This window comes from Crenobacter sp. CS_VA4 (assembly GCF_055597485.1).
The window spans coordinates 1-14,892 of record NZ_JBVMAE010000021.1 but is presented as its reverse complement, the minus strand read 5'-3'; the positions used below and the strand labels follow the sequence as shown (position 1 = coordinate 14,892).

The following is a 14,892-nucleotide window of genomic DNA, read 5'->3' as shown; positions in this document are numbered from 1 at the left end:
AAACATGCACTTTGAATGGACCGCGACTTACGGACACATACTGCTGACGGGCCTGCTGATCACGTTCGAGCTCTTATTGCTGTCCGGCTTTTTCGGCTTCCTGCTGGCCTTGCTGGTCGGCTTCGGCCGACTGTCGAAGCAGCCGCTGATTGCCTGGCTGAGCCTGTCCTTTACCAACCTGATCCGCGGCACGCCGCTGTTGGTGCAGATCTACGTGCTGTATTACGGCGTCGGCAGCCTGTTCGTCAGTTTCCCGGCGGTACGCGACAGCTTCCTCTGGCCGTATCTGCGCGAGGGCTTCTGGTATGTGGTGGTGGCGCTCACCCTCAGCGTCGGCGGCTATGTCGGCGAGGTGATCAAGGGCGGCCTGCGCGGCGTGCCCAAGGGCGAGCTGGAGGCCGCCCGGGCGCTGGGCATGTCGCGGATGCTGATGATCCGGCGCATCTGGCTGCCGCGCGCGATCCAGATCTTGCTGCCGTCGCTGGCCGGCGAATCGGTGGGGCTGCTCAAGTCGACCGCGCTCGCGTCCACCGTTGCCGTCATGGACGTGCTCGGTGCGGCCAACCTAGTGCGGGCACAGACCTTCCGTACCTATGAACCGCTGCTGCTCATCGCGGTGACCTATCTGGTGCTGGCCCTGCTAATCGAACACCTGTTCCGTCGCCTGGAACTGCGCATTCCCGTCAGAGGTGCCCTGTGAACAAAGACCCGCGTTTCTCCAGCCTGGTGGGCCGTATCGGTGGCAAACGCACCGACGCCTGGAACATTCACTACGCAGCGCTCGATGCCGCCCAGCGCGGCGAGGACGTCATCGTGCTCAGCGTCGGCGACCCCGATTTCGCCACGCCGGCCGCCATCACCGAACGAGCTGTCGAAGCGCTCAGGGCAGGGGACACGCACTACAGCGATGTACCCGGCCGCCCCGAGCTGCGGCGGTCACTGGCGCGCATGCATAGCGAGGACAGCGGACAGCCGGTCGGCGAGGACAATGTGATCGTGGTCGGCGGCGCGCAGAACGGCCTGTTCGCTGTGGCCCTGTGCCTATGCGAGGCCGGCGACGAGGTGCTGGTCCCCGAGCCGATGTACCTGACCTACGAAGCCAGCATCCGCGCCAGCGGCGCCACCCTGGTGCCGGTGCCGGTGGACGCCGAACGGGGCTTTCACCTCGATCCTGCCGGCGTCGCCGCCGCCATCACGCCGCGCACCCGGGCCATCTTCCTCGCCACACCAGGCAACCCGACCGGGGTGGTGATGACTCGGGACGAGCTGGAAGCGATCGCCGAGATCGCCCGTCAGCACGACCTGTGGGTGGTGTCCGACGAGGTCTACTCCGGTCTGACCTTCGAGCGCCCGCACATCAGCATCGCCGCGCTGCCCGGCATGGCCGAGCGCACCGTCACCATCGGCAGCCTGTCCAAGTCGCACGCCATGCCAGGCTGGCGCCTGGGCTGGGTGGTCGGCCCCGAGACACTGATCGCCCACCTGGGGCGGCTGGCGCTGTGCATGCTGTACGGCCTGCCAGGCTTCATCCAGGAAGCCGCGCTGGTCGCGGTGGCCGAGCGGGCAGCCATCGTCGCCGCGATGCGCGAAACCTACCGGCGTCGCCGCGATGTCACCTACCGCCTGCTGCAAGACGTACCAGGCATCCGCTGTCTGTTGCCCGAGGCCGGCATGTTCATGCTGATCGATGTTCGCGCCACCGGGCTGAGCGCCACCGAGTTCGCCTGGGGCCTGTTCGAACAGGCCCGCGTATCGGTACTGGACGCCACCGCCTTCGGCGAAACCGCCAGCGGCTTCCTGCGACTGGGTTTCGTCGTCGACGAAGAGCGGCTGATCGAGGCCTGCCGTCGCATCGCGGTCTATGTCGGCAGTCTCGAACCCGTCCCGGCCTGAACGGCCCTCTTGACACCGGACCGCCGCCGGCGGCCCGGTCCGACCTTCCGCCACGGAGTCGCATGTATGAAAACAGTGGGCATGTATCTGACCGAACTCTTGGCCGCCTACGGCGTCGACATGGTGTTCGGCATCCCCGGGGTGCACACGGTCGAACTGTACCGGGGCCTGGCCGAGAGCCGCATCCGCCACGTCACCGCGCGCCATGAACAGAGCCTGGGCTTCATGGCCGACGGCTACGCGCGGGTCAGCGGCAAGCCCGGGGTCTGCTTCGTGATCACCGGCCCGGGCCTGACCAATATCGCCACTGCGATGGGGCAGGCCTATGCCGACTCCATCCCGATGCTAGTGATCTCCGGCGTCAATGCGCTGGGGCGGCTGGGCTCCGGCAACGGCCACCTGCACGAGCTGCCCGACCAGCACGGCTTCGCCCGCGAGGTCAGCGCCTTCAGCCATACCGTCACCCGGGCCGGAGAATTGCCCCAGGTGCTGGCGCGCGCCTTCGCGGTGTTCGACGGCGCCCGGCCGCGCCCGGTGCACATCGAAATCCCGCTCGACCTGATGTCGGCCTCCGCCGAGCAACTGCCCGTAATCCCGGCCCGCCCGCCGCGCATCGCACCCGGCGCAGCCGCCGCTGCGGCCATCGGCGAAGCGGCCGGCTGGCTGCAGGCTGCCGAACGCCCGCTGCTGCTGCTCGGCGGCGGCGCGGTCGCGGCGGCCGACGAGCTCGCTACCTTGGCCGAAAGGCTGGACGCCCCGACCGTGATGACGATCAACGCGCGCGGACTGTTGCCAGCCGACCACCCGCTCGGCCTGTCCTTCAGCCCGTCCTGCCAGGCGGTGCGCCGGCTGGTGGCCAACAGCGACGTGGTGCTGGCGATCGGCACCGAAATCGGCCAGACCGATTACGACGCCTACTGCGATGGCGGCTTCGTTCTGCCGGGCAAGCTGATCCGCATCGACATCGACCCCGAGCAGCTGTTCCGCAACCGCGCCGCCGACCTGGCTCTGCTGGGCAATGCCCGGGAAACCGTGCGGGCGCTGCTGGCGCAGCTGGGCGATGCGTCCGGGACACGGCGCGGCGCCGAGCGCGCGCTGTCGACGTGGATGGCCGGCGGCGACGACCTCAACACGCTGGTGCACGACGACCTGGCCTTTCTCCACGCGGTGCGGGACGCCTTGCCCGAAGCGCGCTTCGTCGGCGACTCCACCCGACAGGTATATGCCGGCAATCTCGGCTTCGTCGCCAACGCGCCGCGCAGCTGGTTTAACGCCTCGGTGGGTTTCGGCTCGCTGGGCTACGGCCTGCCGGCGGCGGTGGGTGCGGCCCTGGCATCGGACCAGCCGGTGGTGTGCCTGGCGGGTGACGGCGGCTTCCAGTTCACCCTGGCCGAGCTGGGCACGGCGGTGGAAACCAGCGCCCGACTGATCGTGCTGCTGCTCAACAACGGCGGCTACGGCGAGATCAAAGCGGCCATGCTCGACGCCGGGGTGCCGCCGCTGGGGGTGGACCTGCACACGCCCGACTTCGTCGCACTGGCCCGTGCCTATGGCTGGCATGCCGAGCGCTACGAGCGCGGCAGCTCGATTGCCGAGCGGGTACGGCAGGCCGCCGCCCGCTCGCAGCCGACACTGATCGAAATCCAGGATCGGGACGGCAGTACGCTGCGTAGCCTCTAGCCCCGTTTGGTGCTCTGCCCGAGCCGCCAAGCGCTAGCGGCGGAGCACCACACCACATACTGCTTTGCCTTCGGCGCAAGCCCGTCTTAGCCGCGGAGCCTGTCTCTATGCACTTCACGCATGCCGTGACCCGTCTTCCGGCCGGACTGGCGCCGGGCTCGCCCCGCGGCGAGGTCGACGCCGAGCTGTGCCGCCACCAGTTTCATCGCTACGTCGACACGCTGCTCGGCCTGGGGCTGTTCGTCGCCACCTTGCCGGCGCAAGCCGGCGCACCGCAGGCGCACCGGGTGGCGGACAGCGCGGTGGTGGTGCCGGAACTCGCCATCCTCACTCCGCCGAGCCGTTCGTCCCGCCACGACGAAATCGACAGCATGGCGCCGCTGTTGGCGCGCTTTCGGCCAACGGTACAGCTGAGTCCCGGCGCCCGGCTCGACGCCGGTGATGTGCTGTGGGTGGGCAAGACCTTTCTGGTTGGCTTGAGTACCCATACCGACGAGCAGGGCATCCGCGAGTTCGCCCGCATCGTCGAGGGCTATGGCTACCGGGTGAGGGCGGTCGACACCGGCTCCGGACGGCGGCTTCGCAGCACAGTCAGCTACCTGGGCCGCAACCGGCTGATGTTGGCCGAAAGCGAGGCCGGCCATCCGGCCTTTCGTGACTTCAGCCTGCTGGTGGTGGACCAGAATGAGGCCGACGCCGGCAGCACGCTGTGGCTCAACGAAACACTGCTCACCCCGGCCGGATTCCCCAGGACGCTGGCACGCCTGCAGGAGGAGGGGCTGCCGGTCATCGCCGTCGACACCAGTGCCTTCCGGCACGGCCACAACGGGCCTGCCTGCCTTGCCCTGTGCTTCTGAGCGCGCCAAAAGAAAACCCGCCCGCTGCGAACCGGCGGGCTGTGTTTCGACTGCGACGGCCTAGCTGGCCTGCTTGGCTACCCAGGCATTGAAGCGCTGCTCCAGGCTTTCGCCGTGGTCGATCCAGAAGTTCACATCCAGCGCCAACGCCTTGCGCATATTCTGCGGCGCGGTGGGCAGCTCGGCCTGCACCGAGGCGGGCAAGAGAGCCAAGGCCTTGCGGTTGGTCGGGCCGTAGGGCATCTGCTCGGAGTACAGCTTCTGCTGTTCCGGGCGGCTTGCCAGCGCGATGAACTTCATCGCATCGACCTTGTGCGGCGAGCCCTTGGGGATGGCCCAATAGTCCAGCTCGTACAGGCTGTTGTCCCAGACCATCTGCAGGTTCTTGCCCTCGCGGCGCGCATTGGTGATGCGGCCGTTGTACGAGGTGCTCATCACCACATCGCCGGCCAGCAGGTATTGCGCCGGCTGCGAGCCGGACTCCCACCACTGGATATAGGGCTTGATCTGGTCGAGCTTGCGGAACGCCCGTGCAACACCCGCTTCGGTCGACAGCGTCTTGTAGACCTCCGAGGGCGGCACGCCGTCGGCCAGCAGTGCGATCTCCAGCGTGTACTCGGCCCCCTTGCGCATCGCGCGCTTGCCCGGAAAGCGCTTCACGTCCCAGAAGTCCTGCCAGTTCTTCGGCGCGGTCTTCAGCTTGTCGGCGTTGTAGGCCAGCACGGTCGAGGACACGAACATACCGATGGCGCAGGGCTGCACCGCACCGGGAATGAAATCGGCCTTGTTGCCGATCTGACTGTAATCGAGCCGCTCGAACATGCCTTCGTCGCAGCCGCGCCCCTGCAAGGATGCCTCGACCTCCACCGCATCCCAGGACACGCTGCGCGTGTCGACCATCGCCTTCACCTTGGCGATTTCGCCGTTCCACTCGGTGGCCACCACATTGACGCCGGACTCGCGCCGGAACGGTTCGTAATACGCCTGTGTCTGCGCCGCTTTGTTGGCGCCGCCGTAGGACACGACGATCAGGTCCCGGGCGGCCGCCATCTGAGCGGCGCCGGCCAGAGCACAAGCCATCAGCACGCAGTGTCGAGTCGTTGACATAGTGTTGCTCTCCCCATGTTGGTATGCGGACAGGCGAAGCGCTATGTCGTGGCAGCCACCCGCAGTCAGGGCGACGGCGCAGGCAGTCCGGCCTCCGTCTGTCTCTCAACCAGCTTAGGAGGCGATTTAAATAATGTGAAAATTTTTTTAATGAGAGGAAAATTAGCTCAATAGGTAGGCGGGGTAATCACCCACACTACCACCGTCTCGGTGCTGCCCGGGTTGCGGTAACGGTGCGGCTCCTCGCTGGAGTAGGCGAAGCTGTCGCCCTGTTCCAGGTGGAACTGCCGCTCGCCCACCCACAGCTCCAGCGAACCGGCCAGCACCAGGCCGGCTTCCTCGCCCTGGTGGCTGTAGCGCTCCTCGCTCGACGCCCCCGGCGGGATGCGGCAGTGGATCATCTCCAACTGGCGGTTGCTCTTTGGCGTCAGCAACTCGTCGATGAAACCGCCGTCGTAGTCGATGCGCAGGCGGTTCTTTTGCCGCACCACATAGCCCAGTTCCTCGGCCTCGTGCGCATCCGGGCCGCTGAAGAACCACTGCACCGTCACGTTCAGGCTTTTGGCCAGGTTCACCAGTGCATTGATCGACGGCCGGGCCAGATCGCGCTCGATCAGGCTGATGTGGCCGATCGACAGGCCGCTCTTGTCGGCCAGGTTTGCCAGCGTCAGCCCTTGGCGCTTCCTCAGCAGGCGAATGCGTTCCCCCAACTGGATCGCCGGATCGTCCTCGAAGGCCGGCGGCTCGTCGGCCCCGATGTGCTCCGACTCGTGTGGGGGCAGGGCTTTATGTCTCATGGCCATCAGTAGTGCCTCGCAATCACAGAGCAATGACGATAACGGCGCACCGGCGTACGGCCGAGCCACTGTTTGAGAGTGTGGCGGCTTCCCCACCTTGAATCAAATCAAAATTTTTTGCAGTTTTTTTTAATTTAACTAAATTTCTGAGAGGCCACACCGCTGGCCGAACGCGGATCGACCCCGGTCACGTTCGGCCAACCTCGGGCATGCCACCGCGTCGACACCCCTTCACCATCAAGCAGGAGAGTTCCATGAGTGCCCTGTTTCCCCAGCTGTTCTCCCCGATCAGGATCGGCGCCGTCGACATCAAGAACCGGATCATGTCGACCGGCCACGACACCGTGCTGCCGACCGAAAGCCGGGTGAACGACGCGCTGATCGCCTACCACCAGGCACGGGCGAGGGGAGGCGTGGGCCTAGTGGTGCTGCAGGTGTCCGGCGTGCACGAATCGGCGCGCTACACCTCCCACGCGCTGATGGCCACCGACGACGACTGCATCCCCGGCTATCGCGCGCTGGCCGACATCCTCCACGCCGAGGACTGCAAGGTATTCGCCCAGCTGTTTCATCCCGGGCGCGAAATCATGGAAACCGCCGACGGCCTGCTGGCGGTGGCGTACTCCGCCTCGGTGTCGCCCAACGAGCGCTTCCACGTCATGCCGCGCGCGCTGACCGTGGCGCAGATCGCCGACATCGTCGCCGGCTACGGCGAGGCGGCACGGCGCATGCAACAGGCCGGCATCGACGGCGTCGAAGTGGTGGCCAGCCACGGCTACCTGCCGTCGCAGTTTCTCAACCCCCGCGTCAACCAGCGCCAGGACGGCTACGGCGGCAGCGACGCGGCCCGGCGGCGCTTTCTTGTCGAGGTGCTCGACACCATCCGTGCCCAGACCGGACCGGACTTCGTCATCGGCCTGCGCATCTCGGCCGGCGAGCAGGACGCCGAAGGCTTGGCCGAAGACGAAGCGCTGGCCACCGTGCAGGCGCTACAGGACCAGCTCAACTACGTCAGCGTGATCGCCGGCAACTCCGCAAGCATCGGCGGCGCGGTGCACATCGCCCCGCCGATGTCGGTGCCCAACGCCTACCTCGCCCCGGTGGCGGCCTGCTTCAAGGCCCAGCTCGCCATACCGGTGATGGTGGCCGGGCGCATCAACCAGCCGCACGAGGCCGAGCAGATCATCGCCAGCGGCCAAGCCGACGTGTGCGGCATGACCCGCGCACTGATCTGCGACCCCGAAATGCCCGGCAAGGCCGCCGGCGGCCGCCAGGACGAGATTCGCGCCTGTATCGCCTGCAACCAGGCCTGCATCGGCCGCTTCCACCGCGGCCTGCCGATCTCCTGCATCCAGCACCCGCAGTCCGGTCGCGAGCTGCAATACGGCACGCTGACGCCGGCCGCCGTCCGCCGCCAGGTGCTGGTGGTCGGCGGCGGGCCGGCCGGCATGAAGGCCGCCGCCATCGCCGCGCAACGCGGCCACTCGGTACGACTCTACGAGGCCGGCCCCCGGCTCGGCGGCCAGGCCGCGCTCGCCCAGCTCTTGCCCGGCCGCGCCGAATTCGGCGGGCTGATCACCAACCTTCAGCATGAGCTGCAGCGTTACGGCGTCGAGGTCAGCCTCAACACCCCGGTCGACCGCGCGCTGGTCGAGCAGCTGGCCCCCGACGTCGTCATCGTCGCCACCGGCGCCAAACCGCGCCGCCCTGTGCTGGAAGAGGGCGGTGCCATGCAGGTGCTCGATGCCTGGCAGATCCTGCGCGACGACGCCCCCACCGGCCACTCGGTGGTGGTGGCCGACTGGCGCTGCGACTGGGTCGGCCCCGGCATCGCCATCCACCTCGCCAGCGCCGGCTGCCGCGTCAAGCTGGCGGTCAACGGCACCAACCCCGGCCAACTGCTGCAGATGTACGTACGCGACGACCTGGTCGCCCAGTTGCACCGGCTCGGCGTCGAGGTCATCCCCTACGCTCGGCTGTACGGCTACGACGACGACACCGTGTTCATGCAGCACACCGCCAGCGAGGAGGCCATGCTGTTCGAGGGCGTCGACACCCTGGTGCTGTGCCAGGGGCAGGAGCCGGTAGACGGGCTGTTAGCCGAACTGGACGGTATCGCGGCGGAGGTCCATGCGATTGGTGACTGCCTGGCGCCGCGCACGGTGGAAGAGGCTATTTACGAGGGGATGCGAGTAACTTGGGACTTGTAGTGCTTGCGATGAAGTAACCGAGCCGGGCCTGAGTAACGGACGTCAGCGATACCCTGACGCAGGAAGGCTGGGGGTCTCAGGCGGGGCAGCGGCTGGGATCGATACACAGCATTCACCGCTTGCGCCACCGAAACCGTTCGGCCAACGTTGACCGACTTATTGGCCTGCCATGGGCAGCGGGTAGGATGGGGGCAACCCATCACTCTGTTGATGATGGATTACGGTCTCTCGCCTTTACCCATCCTGCTTGCTGACGGCGGATTAGCACCATTGGGGCCTCCGCCTGGCGCAGCCAAATCTTCGGGATGTCAGTTATCGCTCGCCCACCAATTCCAGTTCGGCTTCCAACCCTCCACCCCAATCCTCGGCAACCCGCCCGTCTTGCACAAACCGATGAAATGACGAGTACGGCCAATCCCGGACCCAGTCTACATAGCCATGTTTCACCGGGTTGAAATGGAGGTAATCGATATGGGCCGCCAAATCCCGCTCGTCGCGAATCGTGTGTTCCCAATAGCGCCGTTGCCACACATCGAAACCTCCGTCGGGCAGGTGGGTCAGGGCAATGCCGTTTTGTTTCAGGGAACGAGAAAAGTGGGTTTTCAGCAGCGCCCAACGCTGCGGGTAATCGCAGTCGCCTTGCGGCAGGGTCCAGATGGTATGCAAATGATCGGGCAGCACCACTACCGCATCGATGGAAAAAGGCATGCGCCGTAAGGTGAAACGGAAGGCTTCACGCAACAGATCGACGTGATCGGTGAGCAGGGTAGCTTGCCGGTTGCGCAGCGTGACTGTGAAGAAGAACGTCCCGCCGGGTTGGAAGTTGCGTCGATAGAGGACCATATGGCGCAGAGTATATGCCATATGAATCTACAACAATCCCGCCAACGGTTTTTCGGGCTCCAAAGTAGCCCGGAGGAGGCGAAAGCCGAGTCCGGGGCCGGGGCCGGATGAAACAGGCCCTGCTTTGCGGCAACCTCCCCGGACTCGGCCCTACGGGCGCTCCTCCGGGCTACTCAGCGGCAGCCGGTCTCAACCCCCGTCACGCTGGCAGGCCAAACCTTTGCCGGCAAAGCCGCCGTACAGCATCAGCTGCTTGGGGTCCTTGCGAGAAAGCGCGAAGGTGTCGGGCAGGGTGTGGTCGTTCTCATACTTCGGCCAGGTCATCTGACGCTTTTCATCCATGATGCCCTGATAAGTTGTGCCGGCACGGGTCAGCTCCACCGTCTGGCTCTGGCGACTGTAGTGGAACTTCACCTGATCGGGGCAATGAAAACTGCCTTGCAACGGTGGCTGCTGGCAGGCGGCGCACAACAGGGCCGGCAGCAGCCAGCAGGCCAGGCGGGGGAGAGCGAGCATTGGCAAACCGTTCGTGGTGGAGGCGGGCCGCCAATATAGCACAGGCTGAAATGGCCTGAATCTGGCCGTTTCGGCGTGAAGGACCACTCCACCTGTAGCCCGGAGGAGGCGCAAGCCGAGTCCGGGGGCGCTTGGAGCGCGCGCCGTGGTCATGGACACAGCCATGGCAAGCAAAGAAAAAAGCCCGGAATTATCCGGGCTACTTGCTTTCTATATAATCCCCCACGATTTATATGCTTCGGAAGAGTAATGATTAAGCGCTGTCGCAGGAAGGTTGTTGTGGTTAAACTGAGATATTGCGTCAAGCAAAGGGGCTTTTTTGAATGGAACGTGAATGACTCGCGCACTCCCGTTCTTAATTCGCAAGTTCAACGCTGACGGCCATAGGTGTGACAGCCCACTAGGATCCATAATTTTTTCGTAGTCAGGGTATGCTGCAATAATTGGAATTCTACAGTTATCAACCGCGTGTTCAATTTCAAATGGAACCCAATCATTATCCAGCTTTGTCGTTTCTCCGATGATAAGAACCATGTTTTTAGAGTTATTCAAACGCTCACGGAGAGACCTGCGAAGTGTTTCTTTACTGCTACTATCCCTCACCGCAGCCACTTTGTCATGACTATTTACAAAACCAAAGTCTATGGATTTATTTTCTTTCCACCCCATGAGCAATCGATAATATTTGATATCGGTATCAATGGGAGACGTTTTACCCTCAGCATGGAAAGCCACATAAGTGCCATTCCTATAGGCCATGATTCCACCTTTCTTTGACATCGATCAAATTAATCTTGCCGGCTATATCACTCCTTCTCAGGAGAACAACAATCTCGCCGGGGTGATGAGTTTCACTTTGAAACCGACTAACAGAAGTAATTAAGAAATTAATCAACAACTCTTCAGAAATACCAATATTAGAGATTCCGCCTCCAATCATAGGCAATATGATTGCGCCCCCATTGGAAATAGATGCGGCTTTCTCTAAGGACGCTTCAACTGCAATTGCCAAATTCCCTAGGTTCGCAGAGGCTTTACATGTATTTAAATCGGTATTAGTAAGCGCAACACAAACATAGTTATCGCCAGCAATATCAATGGCAACGCAAGAACCAATAGGGTACTTTATTTCTTTTATACCAGCCGGTGAGTTCCGTGCAACATGAACTCCATTGCTTAGCTGATTTGCTACTGCCGAATCGAATGCCTGAGGATGCCCACCCAGCTTTTCTTTAATTAACTTTCCATGCAAGCTTTTTTCTGCAACAGGCAAACCTAAAGTACTATCGAAAAACTCGTTAACGGGAATTATCTTTGTGCCTACATAGTCGAAAATATCACCTATAGCCACTACAATAATTCCATTGTGGCCTTGCTTTTTCAATTCAACCCTGTTTTTATCAACAGCTTTAAAAAAAGCAAGCACAAGACTGACTAATATGGTTATTAAAAATATAGCAATAAGCTGAGCGGCATTTAATCCATTGGTAATATTGGCAAAGTCCTTTGCAAAGGTTACCAGCATGACTGTTATTGATAGGTATAAGAAAAAATTATTCTTAGCAATTTTTATTGAAATATTCATATATCAATGTCATTTATATTAATAAAAAAAAGGCCATATGACCCTTTTGAATTAAAAATGTCAGAGAAGCCAAAGTTTGAAATTTAGATCCCTGTAAATTCAACAGCTTAATCAATGGCGACTGCTAATATTCTGAGATGCTTTTTAGTTAAAAAATAAAATTTCGCAATCCCCTAGTCTAAGATTGAAATTTCTCATCTCGAGATTCGTACGAGGTACGTCAGCTAACCCTCGTGTTAGCGTTAGCGCCGGGTCAGTTCATCGCGTCGAGAAATTCCTGCGTGAGTGACTGAACAGGAAAGTACAGGTCCATGATTGCTTCCGCCACGATCACTGAGAAACGCCCGTCAAGACGAAAGTGCTTCGTATAGCATTCGCCTTTGATTTTACATACCTTGGTTGCGATTTCAGCGCGCTGCTGCTCCGTGTGCTGCATCGTTGCACCATCAAGGTGCGTAACGATCGTTGATTTCTTGTCAATGATCGCGTGTACATAGAAGGTCTCGTTGGAGACGTCCAGGAACTGCCACGCTTCGAATTCCACATTGGTGGCAGTCGCCATCGTGTGTGCGACCATCGTCGCAATCACAGCCTTGCCTCGATACTTGGTCCACTCCTGCTCGCAGAACATTGATTTTTGCAGGCCTGATGAACTCTCGTACGCCTGCCTCAATGCACGACCAAACGGAACGTCGATGATTGGGGCGCGCTTCTGCCGGATGTCAACGTGGTTAAAGCGTAATCTGGCAGCAGACCATAGCTGCTCGTCTTTCCGTAGATAGTCAACAACGCCCCTGCACTCGGGGGCGATGAACAACTCCTCATTGTCGAGGTAAAACCGGTCGAGACGTACCGAGAGGTGCATGGTAGGTAGTAGGCCATCCTTGTCGTACATGTAGACCTTGCGTTCCATAGTGCGGGGGTGCCCGGATTTCTGCGTAGATCGACCATTACTCATTACATCGCTGACCGGCTACTTTGGCCGACGATCTGCCGGGGCTCATGATGAGCTGGCTGCAGGTCAGCCAAAGCTGCCGGTGGTCCAAATACACGGGAACGTCTGTTACTAACCCAAGGCGGGATTTGGGCCGCCGAAGGCCTACGACTACTTCGTAGCGTGTCCGGTTGGGGAGTGCAGCTCTGTCTACTCGCGGTTCTCGTTTCCCCATCATTGGCGCTACCAGGGGATGAGTGTAGCGCTCGTCCCGTTCCTGCCGATGAACTGCGACGGCGCACCGTTCTTGACCTCCCCCTGCCGGTTGACGCGAAAGGTCGACGTCATCAAAACACAAGCCTTAACCGCCCGGGTGACCCCCACGTAATGTAGGTTTAGGCATTGCTTTTCGTTCTCGAAGATGACCTGACCAAACGTTCCCGGCGGATAAAGACGTGTCGGGATGACGTGATCGTAAAGATCGGCATGGAAGACGAGGTCAAATTCCAGCCCTTTGGCCTTGTGCAGCGTCATGATCTGAACAGCATCGCGGCTTGGACTGTGAAACCAGCGAAGCTTTCTGGCATCCCCGCATACGGACACAAGCTCCATTGCGCCGGTCGACGATGGCGGCTGACCTAGCAGGCGCGTGGCCGCGTCCATCACGGACGCAACCAGGTCGTTCTCCGCGCAAGTCCGGCATCGCAAAAGCGCCTGCCGAAGCTCGCGCCTCCCCTGGAGACTTGGCTTGAGCGCGCCGGCCCGCTCAATCAGCGGTTCTGCGGTCAACTCCTGGTCGTAGCGCAACCTCAGCAAATCAGAGAAAAGACTCGCTTCGGCCGACGGGGCCGTCGTGAAAGGGCCATCCTCGACCAGATGGTGGGCAAGCCCCAGATGATCCGCAATCAGCCGTGCTGAATGCTGATGTCGGCAAAAAATGGCCACCCTGTCCGCCGAGCCAACTTGGTAGTGGCCCATTAGATGGGGAATGGCGGTCCTCAACCAGGCACCCATATCACGCTGGTTGCCGTTGATCGTCTTCATAAACACCCGCATATCGTTCGTCGGCGCGACCGGGTGGTTCAGATCGAGCAGGCGCAGCGCAAAGTCGTTGATGGAAGGGTGACTGCGGAAATTGGTGGTGATGGCAAAGCGTGCAAAGCCGCTGTTCTGCGCAGCAAGCTCCAGCAGGTAACGGGGATCCTTGTGCGCGAAAGCATAAATGGACTGGTCACCGTCGCCGACCGCAACAGCGGTCAAACCCAGAGCCTTGAGCTTCAGAAAAAGCTCGTGTTGGAAGTACCCGCTGTCCTGGTACTCGTCGATAAACACGGCGCGATACCGTGCCATGAGGTATTTCTGGCAGGCAAGGGATTGGTCGACCACATGGCGGGCGAGCATGCCCACGGTTTCCAGGGGGACAAAACCCTGGGCCAGCGCTCCTTGCAAGAACGGCAGGAACTCGTCCGTGTTGGCAACGGTTGCGTCCTGAATCGGCGTTGCCGGCAGCAAGAGCCTCACCGGGTCGGGCAGCTCTCTGAGCTTGGCCGTCTTGGCTTCAGCCCCCACAGGCATCAACTGCCGCACGAACGGAAAAACTATCTCGCGAAGGCAAAATTCGTCGATCGTGCCGAAGAATGAATGCTTGACGTCGAAAGCGTCAGCTTTGCAGCGGCGCGCCAGCTCATCGCTCGCTTTGTTCGTGAAGGAAATGGCGATAATGCCCTGGTAAGGACGCAGCTCCGACACCAGGTTCCGGATCTTGCGTGACAGGACGCTGGTTTTTCCACTGCCGGGACGGGCGACGATCACCATGTCGCTCAGGCATTGAATAGCTTGGTCCTGCTGGGGATTGGGCGTGAAGTTGGCCATGGCTACGCTTTCGCAGCAGCGTTCATACAATAGAAAAGCGGCTTTAACAGATGCCCATTGAGCGTGCAATGAGCCGCTTTCCGCAATACTCAATGAACTCCTGCATGCGGATGGCCTTCTTGCCTTGCAAATAGCCGATAGCTTGAGGCAATGCATGGCCGTTGAATCCAGTCAGCAGCCCCGGGAGTTCAGTGGCAATGTCGTGCTCTAGATCGACCTGCGAGAGAAAGATGCCTAAGGGTGCGACGGCGGTACTGACCGCTTGCCAAGTGCCATCCGCCAGCGAGGCGGCTTGATCGTATGGCACAGGGCGGTGTTGCTGGGGAAACAGACCCGCCAGCGACAGCGCACGGTTGATGCCCGCGACTTGGCGCCACACCACTTGCGAATTCTTGGGACCGATCAGGATGTCGGAGATGTCGTTGTCGGTTCGCATGGACCATGGAATTTCCAGCGCGTTCAACACGCGCTTGTAAACCTCGAACGACACGCCATCGACAGACAGTAGGGACACGTTGCGTTGGTGTTGGCGCTCACTGAATTTTGACCAGCCGTGCTCGTTGAATTTTGACCAGGCATGGAGGCCGCCCGCGCAGCG

Annotated in this window: 14 protein-coding genes; 5 read left to right on the top strand and 9 right to left on the bottom strand. The window is 61.3% G+C overall.

Translation table 11 applies throughout. The annotated features are described in order from the left end of the window. Window positions 1–4 precede the first annotated feature (4 nt). The 4 genes from ACZ2IA_RS17225 (at window position 5) to ACZ2IA_RS17210 (ending at window position 4,430) form a co-directional block, all read left to right on the top strand. A complete protein-coding gene (locus tag ACZ2IA_RS17225) occupies window positions 5–700 on the top strand; it encodes an ABC transporter permease (RefSeq protein ID WP_470293822.1) in 696 nt (231 codons plus the stop codon). Beyond that, window positions 697–1,893: a pyridoxal phosphate-dependent aminotransferase gene (locus ACZ2IA_RS17220; RefSeq protein WP_470293821.1), complete on the top strand. Its 1,197-nt coding sequence runs from the start codon at window positions 697–699 to the stop codon at window positions 1,891–1,893. The genes ACZ2IA_RS17225 and ACZ2IA_RS17220 overlap by 4 nt, the downstream gene beginning before the upstream one ends. A gap of 66 nt (window positions 1,894–1,959) precedes the next feature. Further along, window positions 1,960–3,573 (top strand): 5-guanidino-2-oxopentanoate decarboxylase, encoded by a 1,614-nt coding sequence (locus tag ACZ2IA_RS17215; RefSeq protein ID WP_470293820.1) that lies wholly within the window; start codon window positions 1,960–1,962, stop codon window positions 3,571–3,573. A gap of 107 nt (window positions 3,574–3,680) precedes the next feature. After that, window positions 3,681–4,430, top strand: a complete 750-nt coding sequence (locus ACZ2IA_RS17210) for an amidinotransferase (protein WP_470293819.1) — start codon at window positions 3,681–3,683, stop codon at window positions 4,428–4,430. A gap of 60 nt (window positions 4,431–4,490) precedes the next feature. Here ACZ2IA_RS17210 and ACZ2IA_RS17205 read toward each other — a convergent pair whose 3' ends face one another. Then, window positions 4,491–5,537, bottom strand: a complete 1,047-nt coding sequence (locus ACZ2IA_RS17205; RefSeq protein ID WP_470293818.1) for an ABC transporter substrate-binding protein — start codon at window positions 5,535–5,537, stop codon at window positions 4,491–4,493. A gap of 167 nt (window positions 5,538–5,704) precedes the next feature. Continuing rightward, a complete protein-coding gene (locus ACZ2IA_RS17200) occupies window positions 5,705–6,334 on the bottom strand; it encodes a cupin domain-containing protein (protein ID WP_470293817.1) in 630 nt (209 codons plus the stop codon). A gap of 254 nt (window positions 6,335–6,588) precedes the next feature. Between ACZ2IA_RS17200 and ACZ2IA_RS17195 the strand changes: the two genes are divergently transcribed. Beyond that, the gene (locus ACZ2IA_RS17195) at window positions 6,589–8,544 is read left to right on the top strand and encodes an oxidoreductase (RefSeq protein ID WP_470293816.1); all 1,956 of its coding nucleotides are present in this window, start codon (window positions 6,589–6,591) and stop codon (window positions 8,542–8,544) included. Window positions 8,545–8,856: 312 nt separating this feature from the next. On the opposite strand, the gene ACZ2IA_RS17190 is transcribed toward ACZ2IA_RS17195, so the two are convergent. The 7 genes from ACZ2IA_RS17190 to ACZ2IA_RS17160 form a co-directional block, all read right to left on the bottom strand. Then, window positions 8,857–9,408 (bottom strand): REP-associated tyrosine transposase, encoded by a 552-nt coding sequence (locus ACZ2IA_RS17190; RefSeq protein WP_470293815.1) that lies wholly within the window; start codon window positions 9,406–9,408, stop codon window positions 8,857–8,859. Window positions 9,409–9,576: 168 nt separating this feature from the next. Further along, the gene (locus tag ACZ2IA_RS17185) at window positions 9,577–9,903 is read right to left on the bottom strand and encodes a hypothetical protein (protein ID WP_470293814.1); all 327 of its coding nucleotides are present in this window, start codon (window positions 9,901–9,903) and stop codon (window positions 9,577–9,579) included. 210 nt (window positions 9,904–10,113) lie between these two features. Beyond that, entirely contained in the window at window positions 10,114–10,662 is a 549-nt protein-coding gene (locus ACZ2IA_RS17180) for a TIR domain-containing protein (protein WP_470293813.1), read from the bottom strand. Then, the gene (locus ACZ2IA_RS17175) at window positions 10,652–11,488 is read right to left on the bottom strand and encodes a macro domain-containing protein (RefSeq protein WP_470293812.1); all 837 of its coding nucleotides are present in this window, start codon (window positions 11,486–11,488) and stop codon (window positions 10,652–10,654) included. The genes ACZ2IA_RS17180 and ACZ2IA_RS17175 overlap by 11 nt, the downstream gene beginning before the upstream one ends. Window positions 11,489–11,741: 253 nt before the next feature. Then, window positions 11,742–12,401 carry a hypothetical protein gene (locus ACZ2IA_RS17170; protein ID WP_470293811.1) on the bottom strand — a complete coding sequence of 220 codons (660 nt, stop codon included), beginning with the start codon at window positions 12,399–12,401 and terminating at the stop codon, window positions 11,742–11,744. 264 nt (window positions 12,402–12,665) lie between these two features. After that, the gene (locus tag ACZ2IA_RS17165) at window positions 12,666–14,294 is read right to left on the bottom strand and encodes a UvrD-helicase domain-containing protein (RefSeq protein WP_470293810.1); all 1,629 of its coding nucleotides are present in this window, start codon (window positions 14,292–14,294) and stop codon (window positions 12,666–12,668) included. Between the two features lie 43 nt (window positions 14,295–14,337). Further along, a partial coding sequence (locus tag ACZ2IA_RS17160) for a TOPRIM nucleotidyl transferase/hydrolase domain-containing protein (RefSeq protein WP_470293809.1) occupies window positions 14,338–14,892 on the bottom strand: 555 nt, incomplete at its 5' end.

Coding starts and splice junctions, on each gene's coding strand:
- ACZ2IA_RS17225 (WP_470293822.1), top strand. CDS start 5: ATGCACTTTGAATGGACCGCGACTTACGGACACATACTGCTGACGGGC.
- ACZ2IA_RS17215 (WP_470293820.1), top strand. CDS start 1,960: ATGAAAACAGTGGGCATGTATCTGACCGAACTCTTGGCCGCCTACGGC.
- ACZ2IA_RS17210 (WP_470293819.1), top strand. CDS start 3,681: ATGCACTTCACGCATGCCGTGACCCGTCTTCCGGCCGGACTGGCGCCG.
- ACZ2IA_RS17205 (WP_470293818.1), bottom strand. CDS start 5,537: ATGTCAACGACTCGACACTGCGTGCTGATGGCTTGTGCTCTGGCCGGC.
- ACZ2IA_RS17200 (WP_470293817.1), bottom strand. CDS start 6,334: ATGAGACATAAAGCCCTGCCCCCACACGAGTCGGAGCACATCGGGGCC.
- ACZ2IA_RS17195 (WP_470293816.1), top strand. CDS start 6,589: ATGAGTGCCCTGTTTCCCCAGCTGTTCTCCCCGATCAGGATCGGCGCC.
- ACZ2IA_RS17190 (WP_470293815.1), bottom strand. CDS start 9,408: ATGGCATATACTCTGCGCCATATGGTCCTCTATCGACGCAACTTCCAA.
- ACZ2IA_RS17185 (WP_470293814.1), bottom strand. CDS start 9,903: ATGCTCGCTCTCCCCCGCCTGGCCTGCTGGCTGCTGCCGGCCCTGTTG.
- ACZ2IA_RS17180 (WP_470293813.1), bottom strand. CDS start 10,662: ATGGCCTATAGGAATGGCACTTATGTGGCTTTCCATGCTGAGGGTAAA.
- ACZ2IA_RS17175 (WP_470293812.1), bottom strand. CDS start 11,488: ATGAATATTTCAATAAAAATTGCTAAGAATAATTTTTTCTTATACCTA.
- ACZ2IA_RS17170 (WP_470293811.1), bottom strand. CDS start 12,401: ATGGAACGCAAGGTCTACATGTACGACAAGGATGGCCTACTACCTACC.
- ACZ2IA_RS17165 (WP_470293810.1), bottom strand. CDS start 14,294: ATGGCCAACTTCACGCCCAATCCCCAGCAGGACCAAGCTATTCAATGC.